The sequence below is a fragment of the Bacillus subtilis subsp. subtilis str. 168 genome (genome assembly GCF_000009045.1).
GTDB classification, from domain to species: Bacteria; Bacillota; Bacilli; order Bacillales; family Bacillaceae; genus Bacillus; species Bacillus subtilis.
Map to the genome: position 1 here is coordinate 1,215,177 of NC_000964.3, position 24,202 is coordinate 1,239,378.

Genomic DNA, 24,202 nt, shown 5'->3' on the forward strand with positions numbered 1-24,202 from the left:
AAAGGGGAGGGAGAGCGTTTTCTCCCTCTTCTGTTTTTAATAAGGAAAGTAAAGGGGGACAAGTATATGGCTGCATATATTATCAGAAGAACCTTAATGTCTATCCCGATTTTATTGGGAATTACGATTTTATCATTTGTTATCATGAAAGCCGCGCCCGGAGATCCGATGACATTAATGATGGACCCGAAAATCAGCCAGGCTGACAGAGAGCAGTTTATTGAAAAATACGGTCTGAATGATCCTCAGTACGTTCAATATTTAAAGTGGCTAGGCAACATGGTGCAGGGTGATTTCGGAACGTCTATTGTCAGAAAAGGAACGCCTGTTTCAGAATTGATTATGGCAAGACTACCCAATACGCTCCTGCTGATGCTGGTTTCAACGATTTTGGCTCTTATGATTTCTATTCCGTTCGGTGTCCTGTCGGCAAAGCGGCCGTATTCAAAAATCGACTATGGCATTACATTTACCTCGTTTATAGGCCTGGCTATTCCAAACTTTTGGTTTGGATTAATTTTGATTATGGTGTTATCGGTAAATCTCGGCTGGTTTCCAACTGGGGGTGTCGAGACACTGAATACCGAATTCAATATATTTGACCGGATTCATCATTTAATTCTGCCTGCATTCGTTCTAGCTACAGCTGACATGGCCGGACTGACGAGATACACGAGATCCAATATGCTTGATGTATTAAATCAAGATTATATTCGCACAGCGAGAGCAAAAGGATTTAAAGAGAACAGAGTGCTATTTAAACATGGATTGAGGAATGCATTATTACCCGTCATTACAATTTTCGGTTTGATGATTCCTTCATTTATCGGCGGATCTGTCGTTGTCGAACAAATTTTCACTTGGCCGGGATTAGGAAAGCTGTTTGTCGATTCAGCATTCCAGCGCGATTATCCGGTTATCATGGCAATGACTGTGATCTCGGCGGTTCTTGTCGTTGTCGGAAACCTCATTGCAGACATCCTTTACGCGATTGTTGATCCGCGGATCGAATATTAAAAGGAGGGAAACAGAGATGTCAGAGCTGCAAACAACTCCCTCGCCGGAGATCAGGCTGAAAGAAAATATTTCGAAAAAGCCAGAAACAATGACAAAGATTTTCTGGGAAAAATTCTCGAAAAACAAACTGGCCATTTTAGGTGCCGTTATTCTTTTTATCATTATTATGTCTGCTGTTTTCGCCCCTTTAATTGCACCTTATCCCCAAGAGCAGCAAAGCCTGCTTGATAAATATAAGGCGCCGGGCCTTGAACATCTGATGGGAACGGATAAATTTGGACGTGATATTTTCAGCCGGATCCTATATGGAGCGCGTGTCTCTTTATTGGTTGGATTTGCGTCCGTAGTCGGTTCGATTTTGATCGGAACGGTTTTAGGAGCATTAGCCGGATATTTCAGAGGAATAGTGGATGCTGTCATTATGCGTGTAGTTGACATTGTGTTATCCATTCCTGATATTTTCTTGTTGATCACGCTGGTCACCATCTTCAAGCCGGGTGTGGACAAATTGATTTTAATTTTCTGTCTCACAGGATGGACCACAACAGCACGATTAGTAAGGGGAGAATTCTTGTCGCTCCGTTCAAGGGAATATGTTCTTGCTGCTAAAACAATTGGAACAAAAACGCACAAAATTATTTTTTCTCATATCCTGCCCAATGCGTTAGGGCCGATTATCGTGTCAGCTACGCTGAAAGTTGGGTCTGTTATTCTAGCTGAATCGGCGCTAAGCTACTTGGGCTTTGGAATCCAGCCGCCAATCGCTAGCTGGGGGAACATGCTTCAAGACGCACAGAATTTCACAGTAATGATTCAAGCATGGTGGTACCCGTTATTTCCCGGGCTATTTATTTTAATGACCGTTTTATGCTTCAACTTTGTCGGTGATGGCCTGCGGGATGCGCTTGACCCGAAAAATATTAAATAAAAATGAATATCATATCTGTTATAAAATATCACCAAATCAGAAAAAAGCAGGTCTCCTTTAGTCAGAAAATATACAAAGAGATCTGCTTTTTATGATTCTTACATAAACCCAGTGATTCCAGATTTCCTCAATCTCTTTGGAATAATTTCTCTATCCCTTGCCTATACTGTGGACAACAGTTTTTATAAAAGTGAGGGGTTAGAGATGTTATTTCTTCATGATGTGTGGGTCAATTGGTTTGAAGGGGAAGAAAATGGCTACAATGTATGCCACTTTCACGAATGGCGCAAGGAAGATACGGTTGAGCTTTTGGATCAGGTGCCGCTGTTAAGGGTGCCGTCAGTACTGTTTCATTACATAGAAAACGATTTGTCAGAGCTTCCGAAAGGTTTGCTTGAAGACGTACATCAGAAATCGTACATTCGAAAAAATCATGAGCGGACAAAGCTTGAGTATTGTTTTGTCGTAACAGACGGAATCGGCATTTTAGCTGTTGACACGATCGGCTACACGATCCCTGTCAGAAAAAGCCGTCTAATCCCAAGACAGGAGCAGCTCGTTTATGAAATGGTAAAAGATGTAGAGCCTGAAACATATGAATTTGAGCCAAAGAAGCTGGAATCCTCCAAGGAATATCACATCTTATCATTAGCACCAGAACATGTCAGAGGACTGACAAGAAAAGAACGGCAAATTAAGCAGCTGATGTTTATGGCGCTTGACCAATTAAAAGGGCTGAAAAACCGAGCGGAAATTGGCTACTGGTACACAGAGTGGAATCCGCATATGTATGAACAAATCAAAAGGATGAGCTTTGAAGAGATTTGGGACATGCTGTATAACGAAACAATTGAAGGCTGGTCGGACAAACACCTAGCTTTTTGCGAAAACCTAATAAAAGGACAGCCTTTTTTCGAAAAGCTTTGGGAAATGGAAAACGAATCAAAGGTCAACTGAAAAAAACCGCTCTTTGCAAAGAGCGGTTTTTTGATTAGCGTCTTTTTCTTCCAAGACCCATGGCATTCTCCATTTTTTTCAGCATTTTGTTTGCTGTCCGATTCGCTCGTTCCGCGCCTTCATCAAGAATCCGGTCTAATTCTTCAGATTCTATCAGCTCGTAATAGCGGTCCTGGATCGGTTTTAATGCGTTCACTACGACTTCTGCCAAATCACCTTTAAACTCGCCGTAGCCTTTTCCTTCGTACTTTGCTTCAAGCTCTTCAATTGTCGTATTGCCGAGGATTGAATAAATTGTAAGAAGGTTGGAAACGCCCGGTTTGTTTTCCTTATCAAATTTGACAATGCCTTCAGAATCCGTTACTGCGCTTTTGATTTTCTTTTCAAGCTGCTTCGGCTCATCCAGCAATGTAATATAAGCTTTCTGATTCGGATCAGATTTGCTCATTTTCTTCAGCGGATCATTCAGAGACATGATACGTGCACCGACTTTTGGAATTTTCACTTCCGGAATCGTAAAGATGTCGTTGTATTTTTTGTTGAAGCGTTCTGCAAGATTCCGCGTCAGCTCAAGGTGCTGCTTTTGATCCTCGCCGACAGGTACAAGATCCGTTCCGTACAGCAGAATATCAGCGGCCATCAGCGGCGGATATGTTAACAGGCCGGAGACGACAGCTTCATTGCCTTTGGATTTGTCCTTAAATTGAGTCATCCGCTCAAGCTCGCCGATATAGGCGACACACTGCATCATCCATCCGGCCTGCGCATGTGCGGGGACCTCTGACTGAATAAACAATGTTGCTTTTTCTGGATCAAGTCCGACAGCTAAGTAAAGCGCCGCGAGATTGCGGATATTCTTTCTAAGCTCAAGCCGGTCTTGAGGAACAGTTATCGCATGCTGATCGACGATGCAAAAATAGCTGTTATAATCATGCTGCAGTTCGACAAACTGCTTCATTGCACCGATATAGTTGCCGAGCGTCACTGAGCCGCTTGGCTGAATGCCTGAAAAAATCGTTTGTTTCATGAAAACATCAACCTCATTTCTTAAAACATAATAAAAAAGGCTCATTCTTCCCCTGTAAAAAAGGGACGAATGAACCGTGGTACCACCCTGATTATTCCATTAAAATGGAATCACTCTGACGTTTGTAACGGAGACTGCTCCGGCTGAGCCTACTTTTTTCCAGTTCGGTCAGCTGCTCCAAAGTCCATTCCACATTGCCCGTTATCTGCTCCCAGCACCGCAGACTCTCTTCAAACAGGTGAAACGTGTACTACTCTTTTTCATAGCAAGCTTTTCTTTTGATTGCTTCATTATAAATCAATTATAACCAATTGTCATCATGAAAAAACATTCTTTTTTCCAGTAAAATTGTAATAATATAAATAACACGAGTGCTGTAAAATCCTTAAATGATAACTGCTATCAGCGTAAAAACAGGCAGATATTATATGTAAAAAGCAATATGGGCAGAAAACACATGAAAAAGTTTTTAATCAATTTATGCTTTAAATGGTAGAAGGATATTATGTTCATGGAAGAAAAACTAACGAAGTTTAAATATTTTAAATTGATAAAATAATATTGCAATAAATTATTTGTTTCATTATAATGAACTTGTTCACTCTATTGTTACAGCTTTTTTACAAAAATAATCAGAAAAGACGGAACAGAATAAAAGTTGTGGAAACTCAGGTTCATTTGTCTGATATTTCTGAGGATTTAGCCGTAAGGAGCTGAAAATTATTATTAGGGGGTTTGCGAATATGAAAAAACGTTGGTCGATTGTCACGTTGATGCTCATTTTCACTCTCGTGCTGAGCGCGTGCGGCTTTGGCGGCAGCGGATCAAACGGTGAAGGGAAAAAGGACAGTAAAGGAAAGACGACACTTAACATTAATATTAAAACTGAGCCGTTCTCCTTACATCCGGGATTGGCAAATGATTCAGTATCAGGCGGTGTTATCCGTCAGACTTTTGAAGGATTGACACGTATCAATGCAGATGGTGAGCCTGAAGAAGGCATGGCTTCTAAAATTGAAACGAGCAAGGACGGAAAGACATATACATTTACCATTCGTGATGGTGTGAAATGGTCTAATGGAGACCCTGTAACTGCACAAGATTTTGAATATGCTTGGAAATGGGCGCTTGACCCTAATAATGAATCACAATACGCTTACCAGCTCTACTACATAAAAGGTGCTGAAGCGGCGAATACCGGAAAAGGCAGCCTAGACGATGTGGCAGTAAAAGCTGTGAATGACAAAACGCTGAAGGTTGAATTAAATAACCCGACTCCATATTTCACTGAATTAACTGCGTTCTATACGTATATGCCGATCAATAAGAAAATTGCAGAGAAAAATAAAAAGTGGAATACAAATGCCGGAGATGATTATGTATCAAACGGGCCGTTCAAAATGACGGCATGGAAACACAGCGGCTCTATTACTCTCGAAAAAAATGACCAGTATTGGGATAAAGACAAAGTCAAACTGAAGAAAATCGATATGGTTATGATCAACAATAACAATACGGAACTAAAAAAATTCCAAGCTGGCGAACTTGATTGGGCCGGTATGCCGCTCGGACAGCTTCCGACAGAATCCCTGCCGACCCTGAAAAAAGACGGTTCTTTACATGTTGAGCCGATTGCAGGAGTGTATTGGTACAAATTCAACACTGAAGCTAAGCCATTAGACAACGTCAATATCCGTAAAGCTTTAACATATTCGCTTGACCGTCAGTCGATTGTTAAAAACGTTACGCAAGGAGAGCAAATCCCGGCAATGGCTGCAGTGCCGCCTACAATGAAGGGATTTGAGGATAACAAAGAAGGATACTTCAAAGACAATGATGTCAAAACAGCAAAAGAATACCTTGAAAAAGGCCTAAAAGAAATGGGCTTAAGCAAGGCATCTGATTTGCCAAAAATCAAATTGTCTTACAACACTGATGACGCACACGCGAAAATCGCTCAAGCAGTACAAGAAATGTGGAAGAAAAATTTAGGCGTTGATGTTGAGCTTGATAACTCAGAGTGGAATGTCTATATTGATAAGCTCCACAGCCAAGATTATCAAATCGGCCGTATGGGCTGGCTCGGCGACTTCAATGATCCTATCAACTTCCTTGAATTGTTCCGCGACAAAAACGGAGGAAATAACGATACAGGCTGGGAAAATCCAGAATTCAAAAAGCTTCTGAATCAGTCACAAACTGAAACAGATAAAACAAAACGTGCAGAGCTGCTGAAAAAAGCAGAAGGTATTTTCATTGATGAAATGCCGGTTGCCCCAATCTATTTCTATACTGATACTTGGGTACAGGATGAAAACCTAAAAGGTGTTATCATGCCAGGTACTGGTGAGGTTTATTTCAGAAACGCATATTTTAAATAAGGCTACGTCTGAAAATAAAAGACCTCAAGGTATATGGGGAGAAAAGCCCCATATACCTTTCTTACTGATGGAGTATAAAAATGTAAAAACCATGGAGGTGTTCCCCCTTGCTAAAATATATCGGAAGACGCTTAGTCTATATGATTATCACACTATTTGTGATTGTAACTGTGACATTCTTCTTAATGCAAGCAGCACCGGGCGGGCCATTTTCAGGTGAGAAAAAGCTTCCGCCTGAAATTGAAGCAAATTTAAATGCGCATTATGGCTTGGACAAGCCGCTGTTTGTACAATATGTCAGTTATTTGAAATCAGTTGCAATGTGGGATTTCGGACCGTCATTTAAATATAAAGGTCAGAGTGTTAACGACCTGATCAGTTCAGGTTTCCCCGTTTCATTTACTCTTGGAGCAGAAGCTATTCTCCTCGCTTTAGCGTTAGGTGTATTGTTTGGGGTCATTGCAGCCCTTTACCATAATAAGTGGCAGGATTATACCGTCGCGATTTTAACGATATTTGGTATTTCGGTTCCGAGCTTTATCATGGCGGCTGTTCTGCAATATGTGTTCTCCATGAAGCTTGGGCTGTTTCCGGTCGCGGGGTGGGATTCCTGGGCATACACCTTTTTGCCTTCCATCGCACTTGCTTCCATGCCGATGGCGTTTATTGCCAGACTTTCCCGTTCAAGCATGATCGAAGTGTTAAACAGTGATTATATCCGCACAGCGAAAGCGAAAGGGCTTTCCCGCCCAGCGGTTACAGTGCGGCACGCCATTCGAAACGCACTTTTGCCGGTTGTTACATATATGGGCCCGATGGCCGCACAGGTCTTAACGGGGAGCTTCATTATTGAAACCATTTTTGGGATTCCGGGGCTTGGTGCACACTTCGTCAACAGTATTACAAACCGTGATTATACGGTCATTATGGGTGTAACGGTGTTCTTCAGTGTCATCTTGCTATTGTGTGTATTAATCGTAGATGTGTTATACGGCATTATTGATCCAAGAATCAAGCTTTCCAAAGCAAAGAAAGGAGCCTAGGCCATGCAGAACATTCCAAAAAACATGTTTGAACCAGCCGCAGCGAATGCCGGCGATGCAGAAAAAATAAGTAAAAAGAGCCTTTCCCTCTGGAAAGATGCGATGCTTCGCTTCCGCAGCAATAAGCTTGCAATGGTCGGGCTTATCATTATCGTACTTATTATCCTTATGGCAATTTTTGCGCCGATGTTCTCAAGGTATGATTATTCAACTACTAATCTCTTAAATGCGGATAAGCCGCCTTCAAAAGATCACTGGTTCGGAACAGATGATCTTGGACGGGACATTTTCGTCCGTACATGGGTAGGGGCGCGAATCTCAATCTTTATCGGTGTTGCAGCTGCTGTTCTCGATTTGCTGATCGGCGTCATTTGGGGGAGCATTTCAGGCTTCCGCGGAGGAAGAACAGATGAAATCATGATGCGTATCGCTGATATCCTTTGGGCAGTTCCTTCATTATTAATGGTTATCTTACTGATGGTTGTTCTTCCGAAAGGTCTATTTACGATTATTATTGCCATGACGATTACAGGCTGGATTAATATGGCCAGAATCGTGCGCGGACAAGTGCTGCAGCTGAAGAATCAGGAGTATGTGCTTGCTTCACAGACACTGGGTGCAAAAACATCCCGTCTTCTATTTAAACATATCGTGCCAAACGCAATGGGTTCTATTTTGGTCACGATGACACTGACAGTTCCTACTGCGATTTTTACAGAAGCCTTTTTAAGCTATTTGGGACTTGGTGTTCCGGCTCCGCTGGCAAGCTGGGGAACGATGGCTTCTGACGGATTGCCTGCATTGACCTATTATCCGTGGCGTTTATTCTTCCCTGCCGGATTTATCTGCATTACAATGTTTGGTTTTAACGTTGTCGGCGACGGATTAAGAGACGCATTGGATCCTAAGTTACGTAAATAAGGGAGTGATACGGGTGACACGCCTATTAGAAGTAAAAGATTTAGCAATTTCATTTAAAACATATGGCGGAGAGGTCCAGGCGATCCGCGGAGTGAATTTCCATCTGGATAAAGGGGAGACGCTGGCCATTGTTGGAGAATCAGGTTCCGGAAAAAGTGTAACCTCTCAAGCGATTATGAAGCTGATTCCAATGCCTCCGGGTTATTTCAAACGCGGTGAGATCCTGTTTGAAGGAAAGGATCTGGTGCCGCTGTCCGAAAAAGAAATGCAAAATGTCCGGGGAAAAGAGATCGGCATGATATTCCAAGATCCGATGACCTCTTTAAATCCAACGATGAAGGTCGGTAAACAAATTACGGAAGTGCTTTTTAAACACGAAAAGATCTCGAAGGAAGCGGCTAAAAAACGCGCGGTTGAACTGCTGGAATTAGTCGGTATCCCAATGCCGGAAAAGCGGGTGAACCAATTTCCGCATGAATTTTCAGGCGGGATGAGACAGAGGGTTGTCATTGCCATGGCGCTTGCAGCGAATCCGAAACTTCTGATCGCCGATGAGCCGACAACTGCTCTTGATGTAACGATTCAAGCGCAAATTTTGGAATTAATGAAGGATTTGCAAAAGAAAATTGACACGTCCATCATCTTTATCACACACGATCTTGGTGTTGTGGCTAACGTTGCTGACCGGGTCGCTGTCATGTACGCGGGACAGATTGTAGAAACTGGTACGGTAGACGAAATCTTCTACGACCCGAGACATCCGTACACTTGGGGGCTTCTTGCATCCATGCCGACACTGGAAAGTTCAGGAGAGGAAGAGCTGACTGCAATTCCGGGCACGCCGCCTGATTTGACAAACCCGCCAAAAGGAGATGCTTTTGCCCTGCGGAGCTCTTACGCGATGAAAATCGATTTTGAACAGGAGCCGCCAATGTTTAAGGTATCCGATACTCATTATGTAAAATCGTGGCTGCTTCATCCTGACGCGCCAAAGGTAGAGCCGCCTGAAGCGGTAAAAGCGAAAATGCGTAAACTGGCAAACACGTTTGAAAAACCTGTCTTAGTGAGAGAAGTTGAATGAATTGACTGAAAAACTATTAGAAATCAAACATTTAAAACAGCACTTTGTCACGCCGAGGGGAACGGTTAAGGCTGTAGATGATTTATCATTTGATATCTATAAAGGTGAAACATTAGGGCTGGTTGGTGAATCTGGCTGCGGTAAATCGACAACAGGCCGAAGCATTATCAGGCTGTACGAAGCAACCGATGGTGAGGTGCTGTTCAACGGCGAAAATGTGCACGGGAGAAAATCGCGGAAAAAGCTGCTGGAATTCAACCGCAAAATGCAGATGATTTTCCAAGACCCCTATGCATCCCTGAATCCGAGAATGACAGTTGCTGATATTATTGCTGAAGGCCTTGATATTCATAAGCTGGCAAAAACGAAAAAAGAGCGGATGCAGCGAGTTCATGAACTATTGGAAACAGTGGGATTGAACAAGGAACACGCGAACCGCTATCCTCATGAATTTTCCGGCGGCCAGCGCCAAAGAATCGGGATTGCCAGAGCGCTTGCTGTTGATCCGGAATTCATTATCGCGGATGAGCCGATTTCCGCTTTGGATGTATCCATTCAAGCGCAGGTCGTGAATTTAATGAAAGAACTGCAAAAAGAAAAAGGGCTCACATACCTGTTTATTGCCCACGATTTATCGATGGTCAAATACATCAGTGACCGCATTGGCGTCATGTATTTCGGGAAACTGGTTGAGCTTGCGCCGGCAGATGAGCTTTATGAAAATCCGCTTCACCCATATACAAAATCATTGCTTTCTGCGATTCCGCTTCCTGATCCGGACTATGAGAGAAATCGCGTTCGCCAGAAATATGATCCGTCTGTCCATCAATTAAAGGATGGGGAAACGATGGAATTCCGTGAAGTCAAACCGGGACATTTTGTGATGTGCACGGAAGCCGAATTTAAAGCTTTTTCATGATTCATCAATCCTTCAAGAGATTTCTCTTGAAGGATTTTTTTGCGTCTTCATAGAAAGTGAGAATGATAACATTTACAATTAGAGGAAAAAGCGGAGGCGAAATACGATTCAATTTCTGCATAACAAAAATGTTTTTGCGCTATTGCTGTCTCAATCTTTTCAATCTTTAGCAGGAGTCCTCGTCACAATCGTTTTAATGGTCCGGATCTATCAAATGACTGACTCCGTTTTTTTGGCGGGCCTTATTTTATCGTTCATGTCGTTTGCGAGTATAGCAGCAAGCTTTTGCGTCTCTCCGGTGCTTCGCATTCTCGGTTTTAAAAAGGTGCTTGCGGGAGCGAATCTGCTGAGAGCGGTCTTTATTATACTGATGGCATACAGCGTCACTCATCACGGACAGGCATTCTTTTGGATTACGCTGCTGTTTGTGTTTTGTTTTTCCTTCGCGGGCGCTTTTTTTCAGCCGGCAAGATTTGCGCTGCTGCCGATTATTGTTCCAAAGAAGCAATATGTAAAAGCGAATGGTGTGATCTCCCTCTCGAATCAATTGTTCTTAACAGCAGGCTGGGGCCTTGGAGGCCTTCTGACGTACGCCGTCCCTTTTGAACTCGTTGTCGGCGCTGCCATTTGCCTGTTTGTTCTATCGGGAGCTTCCATCAGTGTGCTGCATGTAAATGAAGAAGAGGCTGCAGGAACTGCTGAAACAGCATCTGTCAGAAGTATATGGAAGGATTTAATGATCATCCCTATTGTAAGAGACATTACTGTAATGGACATGTTAGAAGCTTTGGCGGGTTCCGTATGGTCATCTGCTATTCTCCTCGCATTTACTGCGGCTGTTTTGCATGAAACAGAGGTGTGGTGGGGGATGTTTAACGCTTCCTATTTTATAGGCGCAATTGTCGGCAGTGTGATTGCTATTCGTTTTTCTTCTTTTTTTGAGCGGAATATGGGCTATGCCATTATGTTCAGCTCGCTTGTAATGTCGGCGCTGACCCTTTTGTTTTCATTTTCTCCAGTCCCATTTTTATGCGCTCTGGCTTGTGCTGCAATGGGGCCTTTTTATCAGGTGCGTGATATTTGCCAGGAAACCATGCTGCAGGAAGTTATTCCCGAGCAGAAACGAATCGGAATCATGGCTGCAAAAAATGCGATTTTGACTCCTTGGTCAGGCGTCACCTACTCCATTATGGGGCTAGTGGCTGATGCTGCTGGTGCGAAAATAGCTTTTATCGCGGCTGCTGCATTATATATCATGACATTTCTGATTGCACTGGCGCAGCCCCGTCTGGTTCATTACAGGCGAGAAAATCGAGTTCAATGAGAAACACTTCAAAATGAACGGAGCAGCTGGCTCCGTTTTGCTGAAAAAAAAATGAAACCATGGCGGAAGTTCGCACGTCTTTATAGATGTAAGGCTGTTTAAACAAGAAGAAATGGGGTATATCTAAAAGTATGAAGACAACGAACTCATAAGGAGCAAATCAATGAACTGGTATGAAAAGCTTAGCGAGTACTTTCCAATTGAAGAAATGAAATCAAAAGCGCATATGGAAGCTCTTCTGAAAGAGCGAAGCGATATTTATCATAAAGATGAAGGCAAACATCATATTTTAATGTTTGCGGAATTCGATTCTTTTATCTTCGTTGATTATCTGTATGTGTCTAAGGATGCAAGAGGGCAGGGGCTTGGCGGCAAATTGATCGCGAAGCTGAAAAAGAAAAATAAGCCCATATTGCTCGAGGTGGAACCTGTGGATGAAGATGATACTGATACAGAAAAACGCCTGAGGTTTTATCAAAGAGAGCATTTCAAGCATGCTCAGTCAATTGGGTACCGGCGCCGGTCATTGGCTACGAATGAAGTAAACAAGATGGAGATTCTGTACTGGTCACCAAAAACAGAATCAGAAGAAGAAATTCTTGAAGCCATGAAACAGACATATGAAAACATTCATACTTATAAAGATGAGAAATGGTACGGAGAATCGTACGAAAAAACGGATGAGGTCTTGGAAATCATCGATGAAGAAAAACAAAAAAATATTTTCGATCAGTTAAGCTAATTGAGAATAAGAACATATCATGAACATTAAAAATTTGCTGGATTGACACATTTTTTTCTTAGGATACTGTTCACACTTACTTTTTTATAGTATAATACCTGTAAAGATTCCTTTTTTAGAGTAATTTCAATTTAAGAATAAAATAGATGTTCATCCTACTAATTAGAGGAGTGAAGATGAATGGTTACACTATACACATCACCAAGCTGTACTTCATGCAGAAAGGCGAGAGCGTGGCTCGAGGAGCACGAGATTCCATTTGTAGAAAGAAACATTTTCTCTGAACCTTTATCAATTGATGAAATAAAACAAATTCTTCGAATGACTGAGGACGGAACAGATGAAATCATCTCAACCCGTTCAAAAGTATTCCAAAAACTGAATGTGAACGTTGAATCTATGCCGCTGCAAGATTTGTACCGCTTGATCAACGAGCATCCAGGTTTGCTTCGCCGTCCGATCATCATTGACGAAAAACGTTTGCAGGTCGGATATAACGAAGACGAAATCAGACGTTTCCTGCCAAGAAAAGTTCGCTCTTTCCAATTAAGAGAAGCACAGCGTTTGGCAAACTAATAGATCGTATCATCAAAAGAAGGCTGAGTCATCAGCCTTCTTTTATTTTTCAACCTGCTGGTAATAAATGCTCGCAAGGATGACAAACGCAACCGTCAAAATGGGGAGGAGCGTTTCGACTGTGCCGTGCTGCGCCATAAAAAGCGACAGCTTTTTGTCTCTGACAATCATTTCTCCGCCAGTATAAGCAAGCAGCCCGCTTCCCGCGTAAATCAGAAGCGGTATTTTCTCTAGTGCAATATGGATGAGTTTGCTGCCCCAAATAATAACCGGAACCGATACACACAATCCTATAACAACGAGAGAAAACTCACCGTGTGAAGCTCCCGCAACTGCGATGACGTTGTCCAGCGACATAAAGAGATCTGCAAGCACAATCGTTCGTATCGCTCTCCACAGGGAGGTGCTGCTTTTAATGTGTTTCGTGTCTTTTTTTTCAATCAGCAGCTGATATCCTAAATACAGCAGGAAAATTCCGCCGGCGCACTGCAAGAACGGAATGTTCAAAAGATATACTGCTGCACTTGTTAATCCGATTCTCATGGCAACGGCAATAAATGTTCCGAGAATAATGGCTTGCTGTCTTTGCTTGTCCGGCAAATGTCTGCTGGCCATGGCAATAACAACCGCGTTATCTCCGCCGAGGATCAGGTCAATCCCAACAATGACGAGCAGAGAAATCAGATAGTCATGCTCCATGAAGCGGCACCTCGCTTTCAGTCCTTCGCTTGTACTACTACTATATGAGACAGGTCATATTTTATGATATCAGCCGCCTGATCTGCCGTTTTTTAGGCAAAGGTGCATTTTTATTTCTTTTGTGACTGTTTTATCATAAAATAGAAATACAAAGGAATTCACACTGGCCTTGGTTAAGGTTAAGATGTGGACGGAATGGGTAAAGTGTAGTAAAGTACAATTAATCGGGAGCTTAGATGTCCCTTCAACATCTTATATAGAAGGGAAGGTTGGCAAATGGAAATTGAAAGAATTAACGAGCATACAGTAAAATTTTATATGTCTTACGGAGATATTGAAGATCGCGGTTTTGACAGAGAAGAAATTTGGTATAACCGTGAGCGCAGTGAAGAACTTTTCTGGGAAGTCATGGATGAAGTTCATGAAGAAGAGGAATTCGCTGTGGAAGGCCCACTTTGGATTCAAGTTCAGGCACTGGACAAAGGATTAGAAATCATCGTCACAAAAGCCCAGCTTTCCAAAGACGGACAAAAGCTCGAACTGCCGATTCCTGAGGATAAAAAGCAAGAACCAGCATCTGAGGATCTTGACGCCTTGCTGGATGATTTCCAGAAAGAAGAGCAAGCCGTCAATCAGGAAGAGAAGGAGCAAAAGCTTCAATTTGTCTTGCGATTTGGCGATTTTGAGGATGTTATTTCTCTATCTAAATTGAACGTTAACGGAAGCAAAACGACTTTATATTCGTTTGAGAACCGATATTATTTATATGTAGATTTTTGCAATATGACTGATGAAGAGGTTGAAAATCAGCTAAGCATCCTGCTGGAGTACGCAACTGAATCCTCAATCAGCATACACCGTCTTGAAGAGTACGGCAAGCTGATTATTTCAGAGCATGCTCTAGAAACGATAAAAAAACACTTTGCATCATAGCAAACCGATTTCCTTCCGGAAATCGGTTTTTTTTATGCACGAAAATGCCATTTTAGAGATGTGAAAAATCAAAAACATATAGACAAGCAGAAAATACAGCGAACAGGAGTTGATCATCTTTTCCAGAAAGTATACTTCATCTGGAAAGGAGAGATGACAATTGTTTAGTGCTGTGACTGAAGACGGCCAAATGTTTCACCTTCTAGGCGCTCAGCAAAACCAGAAATTAAAGCGGAGACGGTTCTTCTGTCCGGTATGCGGGGGAGAGCTAGCTGTGAAGCTCGGACTTCAAAAAGCGCCGCATTTTGCCCATAAACAGAACAAGTCCTGCGCCATAGACATCGAGCCGGAAAGCGCCTACCACTTAGAAGGAAAAAGACAGCTGTATGTATGGCTGAAAACGCAACGGGCTTCACCAATATTGGAGCCGTATATAAGGACAATCAACCAAAGACCGGACGTCATGGCAAGAATCAAGGAGCATATGCTTGCTGTTGAATATCAATGCGCCACTATCGCTCCAGATGTCTTTCAAAAGCGGACAGAGGGCTTCAAACAAGAAGGAATCATCCCGCAGTGGATTATGGGATACAGCCGCTTAAAACGGACTGCTTCGTCCTTTTATCAGCTTTCAACTTTTCATTGGCAGTTTATCAATGCAAGTCCATACAGAGAACTGATATGTTATTGTCCTGAAAGGCGTTCTTTTCTCCGGCTCAGCCACATCATTCCATTCTACACAAACCATTCTTATTCCTCAGTCCAAACGATCCCTATCCATCGGGCAGGTGCAGGCGATCTTTTTTTCACTGAACCGAAACCCTCAATTCAATATTCAGGCTGGACGAAAGCGATTCACCGTTTTCGCCATAAACCCCATCGGTTTAACTCAAAGGAAACAAATCGCCTTAGGCTGCTGTTTTATGAGAAACGACAGACGCCTTTTTCTTTTCTGCCGACTGAAGTGTTTGTTCCTGTTAGAAAAGGGGCAGTTTTTAAGAGTCCGGTTTTTGTGTGGCAGGGGTTTCTTTATTTGTTTATGACGGATCTTGGAGGTAAACGTGCGCCAATTCGTTTTTCAGCCGTTTTGCAGCAGTGCAAACTGCACATTCATAATAAGAACATTGCACTCAGGTCCGAATGCAGCGAAGAGTGTCTTTCAGAAGCGGTTAAACAGTATATTGATTTTTTGTGCAAGAAGGGATTTTTAAGGGAGACTCAGAAAGAAGTATATGTGCTGAATCAGCCTGCAGGAGGCATACACTCCATGCAGGATCTCATAGAAAGAGACCGCAGCTGTTTTATAGAATGAGTTTGTCTTATTTGGCTCACCCTAAGACAAAGGTGGTGGGCAGGCTGTGAAAGGCACAAAAGGAAAGGTTTTTCGTGTTTTTACTGCTTTTTTGGCATTCGTTCTCTTCATTACTGCATATGATTTGACAAAAGGCAGTGAAAAACCGGAAGATATTCACAACACAAGTTTATTGAGAAACAGCTGTTTTTTCAATTGGCTTGAATCAAAGAAGACGAGGGGGATCACCATGGCTGAGGAAAAAAAAGCAAACCAACTGCCTGACAGAAGTGAGGTAAAGGCAGAAGACACATGGAGACTTGAGGATATTTTTCCTAGTGATGAGGCCTGGAATAAAGAATTTCAAGCTGTAAAAGAATTAATTCCGAATTTATCTAAGTATAAAGGAAAGCTGGCAGATTCAGCTGATCATTTATACGAGGCTCTTACGTATCAAGATAAAGTGATGGAGCGGCTAGGTAGGCTGTACACATATGCGCATATGCGCTCTGACCAGGATACTGGGAACTCCTTTTACCAGGGGCTGAATGACAAGGCGGGAAACCTGTATACACAGGCCGCAAGCGCGACAGCTTATTTGGTTCCGGAGATTTTATCCATAGAAGAAGACAAACTGCAGCAGTTCATTCTTGAAAAAGAAGAATTGAAGCTGTACTCTCATGCGATTGAGGAGATTACAAAGGAACGTCCGCATGTGCTGAGCGAGAAGGAAGAGGCGCTGCTTGCTGAAGCCTCCGAGGTACTGGGGTCATCTTCAAATACATTCAGCGTGTTAAATAACGCAGATATAACGTTTCCATCCATTAAAGACGAAGATGGGAATGAAAAACAGATCACTCACGGCAACTTTATTAATTTCTTGGAAAGTGAAAACCGTGAAGTCCGCAAAAATGCGTTTGACGCAGTGTATAAAACGTACGGACAATATAAAAACACAATGGCCACGACGCTAAGCGGCACTGTGAAAAAGGACAACTTCTACGCGAGAGTGAAAAAGTACAAGTCCGCGCGTGAGGCTGCGCTTTCTAACAACAGTATTCCTGAGGAAGTATACGATAACCTTGTTAAGACGATTAATAAGCATTTGCCGCTCCTGCACCGCTATATTGCGCTAAGAAAGAAAGTGCTTGAGCTTGATGAAGTGCATATCTATGACCTGTATACACCGCTTGTGAAAGATGCTGGGATGAAGGTGACATACGAGGAAGCCAAAGATTACATGCTGAAAGGCCTCGCACCTTTAGGGGAAGAATATGCCTCTATCCTAAAAGAAGGACTGGAAAACCGCTGGGTGGACGTTTACGAAAATAAAGGCAAACGCAATGGGGCTTATTCATCAGGAGCTTACGGCACGAATCCGTATATTTTGATGAACTGGCATAATAACGTCAATAATCTCTTTACGCTCGTGCACGAGTTTGGACATTCCGTACACAGCTACTATACGAGAAAGCACCAGCCTTATCCATACGGCAATTACAGCATCTTTGTCGCGGAAGTTGCCTCTACGACAAATGAAGCGCTCCTTGGCGAATATTTGCTGAACAATTTAGAGGATGAAAAACAGCGCTTATATATTCTCAACCATATGCTTGAGGGCTTCAGGGGAACGGTCTTCAGACAAACGATGTTCGCTGAATTTGAACATCTGATTCATACAAAGGCGCAAGAAGGCGAGCCGCTTACACCTGAGCTTCTGACAAATGTCTATTACGACCTGAATAAAAAGTATTTTGGAGACGGCATGGTGATTGATAAGGAAATCGGCCTTGAATGGTCGCGTATTCCGCACTTCTATTACAATTACTATGTGTATCAGTATGCGACAGGTTACAGCGCTGCCCAAGCATTAAGCAGCCAGATTTTGAAGGAAGGAAAGCCGGCGGTTGACCGTTATATTGACTTCCTGAAAGCGGGAAGCTCACAATACCCGATTGATGTCCTGAAAAAAGCGGGTGTTGATATGACGTCTCCAGAGCCAATCGAAGCCGCGTGCAAAATGTTTGAAGAAAAACTTGATGAAATGGAAGAGCTGCTGATGAAAGTCAAGCAGTCTTAAAAAAGTAAGCCTGTGCGGAAATGACGCACAGGCTTTTTTAAAACCCTTTAAAGGTTTTCCGGTGATTCAAGCGGTAGAGGGTAAACAAAATAGACAGAAACAGCAGAGGAGAGGTAATATAAAGCGGCAGCATATGCATCATGCCTAAGATATTCAAGCAGAAAAAAACAGCAATGCACACAATTGAGATCAAAGTAGACATCATGGCGGTCCTCCTCGTCCTTTTTCCTTATAAGGATATGAGTGAATGCACTTCGTTATGTTTTGTGACAAAAATATGAACATTAAGCATAGAGGTTGTCAAAAGTCGACATCTTTTGTTATCATAAGGATGTGAAATTGATCACAAACAAACATTACCCCTTTGTTTGACCGTGAAAAATTTCTCCCATCCCCTTTGTTGTCGTTAAGACATATGAAACCGCGCTTATCCCGGCGCGGTTTCTTTAGTGCTAAAAATGGAACGTACGTTTGGTTATGGCATAAAAAAACAGCCTCAAGCATATGCACGCCTGCGGCTATTTTTCACATGATTGATATTCATCAGAATAAGTGCTGAGAGACTTCCAAAACATTCCGTGTTTGGCTTCCACTTTGGCAACCTTTTTAGCAAACGCCAGTTTTTTCATTTCTTTTTCTACCTCTTCAAGGCTCAGGTCATATACAAGAGCAATTTCCTTCGAGGCAACGAAGCGGAAATATTCAATAAAACATTCTAAAGGCGGTGTTTCCGACGGCTTCGGCTCGTCGCCAAGCATCTCAAATAAAATTTCTTCATATACATCATATGAGTAGCTGCCAGGAACTTTAAGCCCTTCATCCTCATGCTGCGTATTAAAAAACGTCAGTGTCGGATTAACAGAAACATCCATCTCGGCAGCAATTTTCATGTCACATTGAAGCGCCTTGACCGCGCTTTGAGAATGCAGATCTTTTTTGAATTCTTCAAGATCGAGACTTGTATTTTCAGCAATCTCCAAAAGCACGTTTTCATCCGTAATATTTTTCTTTGAAACAAATAGGCTCTCCTGCATATTTCTGAGAAATTGCATGCCGGCTTTTCGTCCTTGCAGTTCGGCTGCTTTAAAAGCGAGAGCAGCCATATAAGGCGATGAAAGCGGCTGATCCTGTTCGAACCAGACATTGCCGTCACATGACATGCCAGAGCGGCTCGCGATCTTTTCCCATGCTTCTGCGAGAAGATGCTTTTTTCGCTTTTTATTTAAAGCGGTAAGGCTTGCGGAAGCGATAATGCGTAAGGTGAAAAAACGTCCGTATCTGATTTTCAGCTTTTTGATGACGGGCTCTAAGGACCAGCATTCAGGACATAAAGGGTCTACAAACATATAAATTTCAAGCGGTTTTTTTGGATGACCGTGGCAATGGGCGAAGTATAGCTCATGCTGATAGTTTGTCAAGATGATCGATCCTCCGCTTCCGTTTGATTCACCATATGCCTTGCTGTCAACTCCAGCCGGCCAAACAAAAACTCACGAATTTCGCCCTCCAGCCCTACATGGTCCATTGCGTCCTTCATACAGCTGAGCCACGCATCAGCTCTCTCGTTTGTAATTGGAAAGGGAAGATGCCTTGCTCTGAGCATAGGATGGCCGTGTTCCTCAGTATAAAGAGGAGGCCCGCCTAAATACTGAGTTAAGAATTGCTTCTGTTTCCTGGCGGTTTCTGTCAAATCGCTTGGAAAAATCGGCTTCAGCAAAGGATGAGACGCGACACGCTCATAAAAAGTATCAACAAGTTGCGATAGAAGTTCCTCTCCAATCGCTTCATAAGGTGCGTTAAACGATTGTCCCATGTTGACTACTCCTTTAAATATGGCTAATAGGAATCATAAATCCTATTGCAAAAAGTAATTTTCTGTATTTCATTGTTTCATCTAGATTTATTTTAGCAACAAGGCATCATTTCTACAAACAAACTGCCTTTTATGCGTTTGATGACTCATTTCGGCTGACAGCCGGGGTTTGTATTTCATATCATATCACATAAAAATCAGGAATGCGTAAGATTTCACTTCGCAAAAAAACCAGAGGGAAAGAGCACCTCTGGTTACGCGTAATAAACTGAAGTTATTTTTTTTACATAGTTTTGCGTTTCTTGGAAAGGAGGAATGCCTCCGTATCGGTCAACATTCCCCGGTCCGGCGTTGTAAGCCGCTAATGCCATAGACACATTGCCGTCGTATTTATCCAGCATTTGTTTTAAATATTTCGTTCCGCCCTCCACATTTTGCTGCGGATCAAGCGGATTGGAAACGCCAAGTGAGCTTGCTGTTGACGGCATCAGCTGCATGAGGCCCATCGCACCTGCTCCGCTGACCGCTTTTGCATTAAAGCCTGATTCCTGTTTGATGACGGCGCGGATCAGTTTTTCATCAACGCCATATTTATCAGCGGCTTTTTTAATCGCACTGTCAATAGAGAAGTCTCCCGAACGGATCTGATTTGCTTCATGTTTGTTTGAAGCTGAATCTGCAACAGCTGTTTCAGTGCTTTCTGCCGCTTTTGTGACTGAACCTGAATTGCTGCTCGTATATGAGTTAAGCCCATACGCTGAAAGCAGTGACGGCGCTGTTGTATTCGCGCTGTTCAGCATGCTGAGCGGGCTTGGCGATGAAGAAGGTGCTGATTGCTGAGATGTCAGACCGTTTGTATATTGGCTGAGCAAAGAACTGAAACTTGAAAGCGGGCTTTCCGTATTCTGAGTGTCCGAGCTGCTGCGTGCATTAGATATGGACTGTAATGCCTGAAGCTGAAGTAATGCTGCCCAATTCGTTACATTCACGATGTCATTCCACCTTATATAGACTTTCGTTTTTCTTCATAAAAACGCAGAATTTTATTTTTGGTTTCGCGCTGAGGAATGCTGAATTGCTGAAGCAGCTTTTCGAAGGCTTGTCTGCCCTCATGCCAATCCGCCGCCTCAAATTCAATTTCATAGTCCTCTTTATTTAAATATCGGCTGTGGTCTAAAACTATTAAGCCTTTTTCTGTTTCTTTTTCCGCACGGTTTGTTGCTAAAGATCCAAAGTATTGTATGGCATCCGTATCGATCTGAAGCTTGTGCAGCTGGTCCTTCACAGGGCCCTCGGGAACTGAAAATCCAGCGAGATCTGATACCTCTGAAAGCTGCTGGTGCGTTTCCAGAAGCCCCACATCAGCCGGCTCCTTTAATGTAAGGACATACTTTCCGTTTTTTCTGCGGATACGAAGCGCAGCATGTTTTTGTTTCAGCGCGAAGCTGTCTGTATCAAAATAATGATTCTTTTGATCTGTAAAATCTTTTTCTGTCAGCTGGAGTGCCGATGCTATGTTTTTGAATTCTTGTTTGGTCAGCATGTTTTTAAATTCGATTTCAATCTCTTGGCTCATGATGCTCTTCCTTTCCGCCCTGTAAATCTTATTTTTACTATTATCTCTTTAGATGTTAGGTTTATCAATATCGAGCTCGATATGATAAAATGAATCTGTACTTTGTTTAAAAAAGGAGAGCATTATGCAAAACAGAATCGAAATTTTGAATGCAACATTATCGGATGATCAGCTTCGCCTTGCCTGTCAGACAGAAGGAAACGAAGCGGAACGCAAGCCGTCAGGTCAAATGCTTGTTGATTCTGACCACTTTGCTTTTGTATACATACTTGAATTAGCTGATTCTTTTGAATATGTCATTATAAAGGAACATGTATGGCCGGAACTGAAGCAGGCCCATGCACAAAAAATACCGGTTGTTTTAGAGGCAGGAGACCAAACAATTGAACTGGCAGGCCTGCATGAGGAGCTGGAATATCTTTTAGAAAATATAAAAGATAATGCAAACTATGGAGAAGAAATGGAAGAAAAAGTGAAACGCGTGTTTTTATAGAAACTGGTTCGGAATTGGGGGATGTATGATGGATGACAAACAATGGGAGCGTTTTTTAGTGCCGTACCGCCAGGCTGTCGAAGAGTTGAAAGTGAAGCTCAAGGGGATCCGCACACTATATGAATACGAGGACGACCATTCACCGATCGAATTTGTGACCGGACGCGTCAAGCCTGTGGCGAGCATACTTGAAAAAGCGAGACGGAAAAGCATACCGCTGCATGAAATTGAAACCATGCAGGACATTGCTGGCCTTAGAATCATGTGCCAATTTGTCGATGACATCCAAATCGTAAAAGAGATGCTTTTTGCCAGAAAAGATTTCACCGTTGTGGATCAGAGGGATTATATTGCGGAACATAAAGAGAGCGGATACCGATCATACCATCTTGTTGTGCTGTACCCTTTGCAGACGGTATCCGGAGAAAAGCATGTTCTCGTAGAAATACAGATCCGTACACTGGCGATGAATTTTTGGGCGACCATTGAACATTCATTGAATTATAAATACAGCGGAAACATTCCTGAAAAAGTAAAACTAAGGCTTCAGCGCGCTTCTGAAGCGGCTTCCCGGCTTGATGAAGAGATGTCGGAGATCAGGGGTGAAGTACAGGAAGCTCAAGCTGCCTTTTCAAGAAAGAAAAAAGGAAGCGAGCAACAATAGGTAAAGGGGAAGAAGAGCATGAAATTTGCCGTATCATCAAAAGGAGATCAAGTTTCTGATACGCTGAAAAGCAAAATACAGGCGTATTTATTGGATTTTGATATGGAACTGGATGAAAATGAACCGGAAATCGTTATTTCAGTCGGAGGCGACGGAACGCTTTTGTATGCTTTTCACAGATACAGCGACCGTTTGGACAAAACAGCATTTGTCGGCGTTCACACAGGTCATCTGGGTTTTTATGCCGACTGGGTTCCTCATGAAATTGAAAAACTTGTTCTTGCCATCGCGAAAACGCCGTATCATACAGTCGAATATCCGCTTCTCGAAGTCATTGTGACCTATCACGAAAACGAGCGGGAAGAAAGATACTTAGCTTTGAATGAATGTACGATTAAAAGCATCGAAGGAAGCCTTGTTGCTGATGTGGAAATCAAAGGGCAGCTCTTTGAAACCTTCCGGGGCGACGGCCTCTGCCTGTCAACTCCATCAGGCAGCACAGCCTACAATAAGGCGCTGGGCGGAGCGATTATCCATCCGTCTATCAGGGCGATCCAGCTTGCGGAAATGGCTTCAATTAATAACCGCGTGTTCCGTACGGTCGGGTCACCTCTGCTTCTCCCATCCCATCATGATTGCATGATTAAGCCGAGAAACGAAGTTGACTTTCAAGTGACGATTGACCATTTAACCCTTCTCCATAAGGATGTAAAGTCGATCCGCTGCCAAGTTGCATCCGAAAAAGTGCGGTTTGCGAGATTCCGTCCGTTTCCATTTTGGAAAAGAGTCCAGGATTCGTTTATTGGAAAAGGTGAATAGAAAGAGGACATATCGTGGAGCATTTTTTTATCAGAAAGAACATTACTTCCGCTGAGGACGGGATGACTGTAAAAGAATATGCCGGTGAACTGGGAATTTCGAAACGTCTGCTGACCGATATTAAGTTTGGCGGGGGAGACCTGCAGATTAACGGTGAGCATGTGACGGTCAAATACGTTTTGAAAGAGGGAGATCTTCTTATCGTGAAGTTTCCTGAGGAGCAGGTGAGCGAGACGCTGTTGGCAGAGCCTGTTCCGCTCGATATCCTTTATGAGGATGAACATGTGCTTGTGATAAACAAGCAGCCGTATGTGTCATCAATCCCTTCGAGAGAGCACCCCTCCGGCAGCATTGCCAATGGAATTATTGATCATTATCAAACAACCGGAGTGAGGGCGACAGTTCATCTTGTCACCCGGTTAGACCGGGATACATCAGGTATCATGCTTGTTGCCAAGCATCGATTTGCCCACTCCATTTTATCGTCTGCGCAAAAAAACGGCCTTGTGAAACGCCGGTATGCGGCAGTGGTTCACGGGCGGATGGCACAGATGGAGGGAACAGTCGATGCTCCGATTGGCAGACATCCTGACAGTATTATTGAACGGACGGTAACGCCAGACGGCCAGAAGGCTGTTACTCATTTTTACGTCACATGTGCAAATGATGACATGACCTCGGTGGCATTGCAGCTTGAGACTGGACGAACCCATCAAATTCGTGTTCATATGAGCTATCTCGGGCACCCGTTGTGCGGCGATACACTGTACGGCGGAACGAGACAGGAAATTGGCCGGCAGGCTCTGCACAGCGAGCATCTTTCGTTTATCCATCCGCTGACACAGGAGAACATGAGGTTTCATGCTCCACTGCCTCAGGACATGAGCAAACTGATAAAAGGAGAGAATCATTGATTCT

Annotated in this window: 27 protein-coding genes and 2 other RNA genes; 20 read left to right on the plus strand and 9 right to left on the minus strand. The window is 43.0% G+C overall.

Annotated features, from left to right (window positions below):
• Positions 1-66 precede the first annotated feature (66 nt).
• The 3 genes from appB to yjbA all read left to right on the plus strand — a co-directional run bounded on the left by appB (position 67) and on the right by yjbA (position 2,902).
• Entirely contained in the window at positions 67-1,017 is a 951-nt protein-coding gene (gene appB / locus BSU_11390) for an oligopeptide ABC transporter (permease) (RefSeq protein NP_389021.2), read from the plus strand.
• Between the two features lie 16 nt (positions 1,018-1,033).
• Positions 1,034-1,945 (plus strand): oligopeptide ABC transporter (permease), encoded by a 912-nt coding sequence (appC, locus tag BSU_11400; protein NP_389022.1) that lies wholly within the window; start codon positions 1,034-1,036, stop codon positions 1,943-1,945.
• 204 nt (positions 1,946-2,149) lie between these two features.
• On the plus strand, positions 2,150-2,902 hold the full coding sequence (gene yjbA, locus BSU_11410; RefSeq protein NP_389023.1) for a putative sporulation nucleic acid binding protein: 753 nt from the start codon (positions 2,150-2,152) through the stop codon (positions 2,900-2,902).
• Positions 2,903-2,936: 34 nt separating this feature from the next.
• Here yjbA and trpS read toward each other — a convergent pair whose 3' ends face one another.
• Together trpS and tboWA are read right to left on the minus strand one after the other, a co-directional pair.
• Entirely contained in the window at positions 2,937-3,929 is a 993-nt protein-coding gene (trpS, locus tag BSU_11420; RefSeq protein ID NP_389024.1) for a tryptophanyl-tRNA synthetase, read from the minus strand.
• A gap of 58 nt (positions 3,930-3,987) precedes the next feature.
• Positions 3,988-4,202, minus strand: an RNA gene (gene tboWA / locus BSU_misc_RNA_13) — T-box riboswitch specific of tryptophan tRNA.
• Positions 4,203-4,672: 470 nt separating this feature from the next.
• Between tboWA and oppA the strand changes: the two genes are divergently transcribed.
• The 8 genes from oppA (at position 4,673) to spxA (ending at position 12,916) form a co-directional block, all read left to right on the plus strand.
• Entirely contained in the window at positions 4,673-6,310 is a 1,638-nt protein-coding gene (gene oppA / locus BSU_11430) for an oligopeptide ABC transporter (binding lipoprotein) (protein NP_389025.1), read from the plus strand.
• Between the two features lie 107 nt (positions 6,311-6,417).
• The gene (oppB, locus tag BSU_11440) at positions 6,418-7,353 is read left to right on the plus strand and encodes an oligopeptide ABC transporter (permease) (protein ID NP_389026.1); all 936 of its coding nucleotides are present in this window, start codon (positions 6,418-6,420) and stop codon (positions 7,351-7,353) included.
• A gap of 3 nt (positions 7,354-7,356) precedes the next feature.
• Complete coding sequence (gene oppC, locus BSU_11450) at positions 7,357-8,274, plus strand: oligopeptide ABC transporter (permease) (protein ID NP_389027.1); 918 nt, start codon at positions 7,357-7,359, stop codon at positions 8,272-8,274.
• A gap of 4 nt (positions 8,275-8,278) precedes the next feature.
• Positions 8,279-9,355 carry an oligopeptide ABC transporter (ATP-binding protein) gene (oppD, locus tag BSU_11460; protein NP_389028.1) on the plus strand — a complete coding sequence of 359 codons (1,077 nt, stop codon included), beginning with the start codon at positions 8,279-8,281 and terminating at the stop codon, positions 9,353-9,355.
• A 1-nt stretch (position 9,356) separates the two neighbouring features.
• Entirely contained in the window at positions 9,357-10,274 is a 918-nt protein-coding gene (oppF, locus tag BSU_11470; protein NP_389029.1) for an oligopeptide ABC transporter (ATP-binding protein), read from the plus strand.
• 106 nt (positions 10,275-10,380) lie between these two features.
• Complete coding sequence (yjbB, locus tag BSU_11480) at positions 10,381-11,598, plus strand: putative exporter (RefSeq protein NP_389030.2); 1,218 nt, start codon at positions 10,381-10,383, stop codon at positions 11,596-11,598.
• Positions 11,599-11,761: 163 nt separating this feature from the next.
• A complete protein-coding gene (gene yjbC, locus BSU_11490; protein NP_389031.2) occupies positions 11,762-12,340 on the plus strand; it encodes a putative thiol oxidation management factor; putative acetyltransferase in 579 nt (192 codons plus the stop codon).
• A 180-nt stretch (positions 12,341-12,520) separates the two neighbouring features.
• Complete coding sequence (gene spxA, locus BSU_11500; protein NP_389032.1) at positions 12,521-12,916, plus strand: redox-sensitive regulator; 396 nt, start codon at positions 12,521-12,523, stop codon at positions 12,914-12,916.
• Positions 12,917-12,958: 42 nt separating this feature from the next.
• Here the strand turns inward: spxA and yjbE are convergent, their stop codons facing one another.
• Positions 12,959-13,615: a putative membrane protein of unknown function gene (yjbE, locus tag BSU_11510; RefSeq protein NP_389033.1), complete on the minus strand. Its 657-nt coding sequence runs from the start codon at positions 13,613-13,615 to the stop codon at positions 12,959-12,961.
• 169 nt (positions 13,616-13,784) lie between these two features.
• Between yjbE and BSU_11515 the strand changes: the two genes are divergently transcribed.
• Both BSU_11515 and mecA read left to right on the plus strand, forming a co-directional pair.
• Positions 13,785-13,925 (plus strand): hypothetical protein, encoded by a 141-nt coding sequence (locus BSU_11515; RefSeq protein YP_009513949.1) that lies wholly within the window; start codon positions 13,785-13,787, stop codon positions 13,923-13,925.
• Positions 13,892-14,548: an adaptor protein controlling oligomerization of the AAA+ protein ClpC gene (mecA, locus tag BSU_11520; RefSeq protein NP_389034.1), complete on the plus strand. Its 657-nt coding sequence runs from the start codon at positions 13,892-13,894 to the stop codon at positions 14,546-14,548. Before BSU_11515 ends, mecA begins: the two co-directional genes overlap by 34 nt.
• Here the strand turns inward: mecA and BSU_11525 are convergent.
• Positions 14,543-14,665, minus strand: a complete 123-nt coding sequence (locus BSU_11525) for a hypothetical protein (RefSeq protein ID YP_009513950.1) — start codon at positions 14,663-14,665, stop codon at positions 14,543-14,545. The two genes, mecA and BSU_11525, sit on opposite strands and share 6 nt — an antisense overlap.
• A gap of 73 nt (positions 14,666-14,738) precedes the next feature.
• Here BSU_11525 and coiA point away from each other — a divergent pair, with 73 nt between their 5' ends.
• Both coiA and pepF read left to right on the plus strand, forming a co-directional pair.
• Entirely contained in the window at positions 14,739-15,860 is a 1,122-nt protein-coding gene (gene coiA / locus BSU_11530) for a protein involved in establishment of DNA transport in competence (protein ID NP_389035.1), read from the plus strand.
• Positions 15,861-15,906: 46 nt separating this feature from the next.
• Complete coding sequence (pepF, locus tag BSU_11540) at positions 15,907-17,919, plus strand: oligoendopeptidase F (RefSeq protein ID NP_389036.2); 2,013 nt, start codon at positions 15,907-15,909, stop codon at positions 17,917-17,919.
• A gap of 37 nt (positions 17,920-17,956) precedes the next feature.
• Here the strand turns inward: pepF and yizD are convergent, their stop codons facing one another.
• Complete coding sequence (gene yizD, locus BSU_11549) at positions 17,957-18,124, minus strand: hypothetical protein (RefSeq protein ID YP_003097703.1); 168 nt, start codon at positions 18,122-18,124, stop codon at positions 17,957-17,959.
• 104 nt (positions 18,125-18,228) lie between these two features.
• On the opposite strand from yizD, the gene roxS reads away from it, so the two are divergent.
• Positions 18,229-18,367: small regulatory RNA (NO regulated) (gene roxS / locus BSU_misc_RNA_67), an RNA gene on the plus strand.
• Positions 18,368-18,437: 70 nt separating this feature from the next.
• Here the strand turns inward: roxS and spxH are convergent.
• The 4 genes from spxH to yjbK form a co-directional block, all read right to left on the minus strand.
• Complete coding sequence (gene spxH / locus BSU_11550) at positions 18,438-19,337, minus strand: thiol management effector of SpxA degradation (RefSeq protein NP_389037.2); 900 nt, start codon at positions 19,335-19,337, stop codon at positions 18,438-18,440.
• Positions 19,334-19,732 (minus strand): putative thiol management oxidoreductase component, encoded by a 399-nt coding sequence (gene yjbI / locus BSU_11560; protein ID NP_389038.1) that lies wholly within the window; start codon positions 19,730-19,732, stop codon positions 19,334-19,336. The genes spxH and yjbI overlap by 4 nt, the downstream gene beginning before the upstream one ends.
• A gap of 254 nt (positions 19,733-19,986) precedes the next feature.
• Positions 19,987-20,532, minus strand: coding sequence for a bifunctional muramidase and murein lytic transglycosylase (gene cwlQ, locus BSU_11570; protein NP_389039.1), 546 nt, complete (start codon positions 20,530-20,532; stop codon positions 19,987-19,989).
• Between the two features lie 203 nt (positions 20,533-20,735).
• Positions 20,736-21,308 (minus strand): putative RNA/thiamine triphosphatase, encoded by a 573-nt coding sequence (yjbK, locus tag BSU_11580; RefSeq protein ID NP_389040.1) that lies wholly within the window; start codon positions 21,306-21,308, stop codon positions 20,736-20,738.
• A gap of 124 nt (positions 21,309-21,432) precedes the next feature.
• Between yjbK and yjbL the strand changes: the two genes are divergently transcribed.
• The 4 genes from yjbL to yjbO all read left to right on the plus strand — a co-directional run bounded on the left by yjbL (position 21,433) and on the right by yjbO (position 24,198).
• Positions 21,433-21,801: a hypothetical protein gene (gene yjbL, locus BSU_11590; protein ID NP_389041.1), complete on the plus strand. Its 369-nt coding sequence runs from the start codon at positions 21,433-21,435 to the stop codon at positions 21,799-21,801.
• Positions 21,802-21,829: 28 nt separating this feature from the next.
• Positions 21,830-22,465 carry a (p)ppGpp synthetase gene (gene relP / locus BSU_11600; RefSeq protein NP_389042.1) on the plus strand — a complete coding sequence of 212 codons (636 nt, stop codon included), beginning with the start codon at positions 21,830-21,832 and terminating at the stop codon, positions 22,463-22,465.
• 18 nt (positions 22,466-22,483) lie between these two features.
• Positions 22,484-23,284, plus strand: a complete 801-nt coding sequence (gene ppnKA / locus BSU_11610; RefSeq protein ID NP_389043.1) for an inorganic polyphosphate/ATP-NAD kinase (quinolate activated) — start codon at positions 22,484-22,486, stop codon at positions 23,282-23,284.
• Positions 23,285-23,346: 62 nt separating this feature from the next.
• A complete protein-coding gene (gene yjbO / locus BSU_11620; protein NP_389044.1) occupies positions 23,347-24,198 on the plus strand; it encodes a pseudouridylate synthase in 852 nt (283 codons plus the stop codon).
• Positions 24,199-24,202 lie beyond the last annotated feature (4 nt).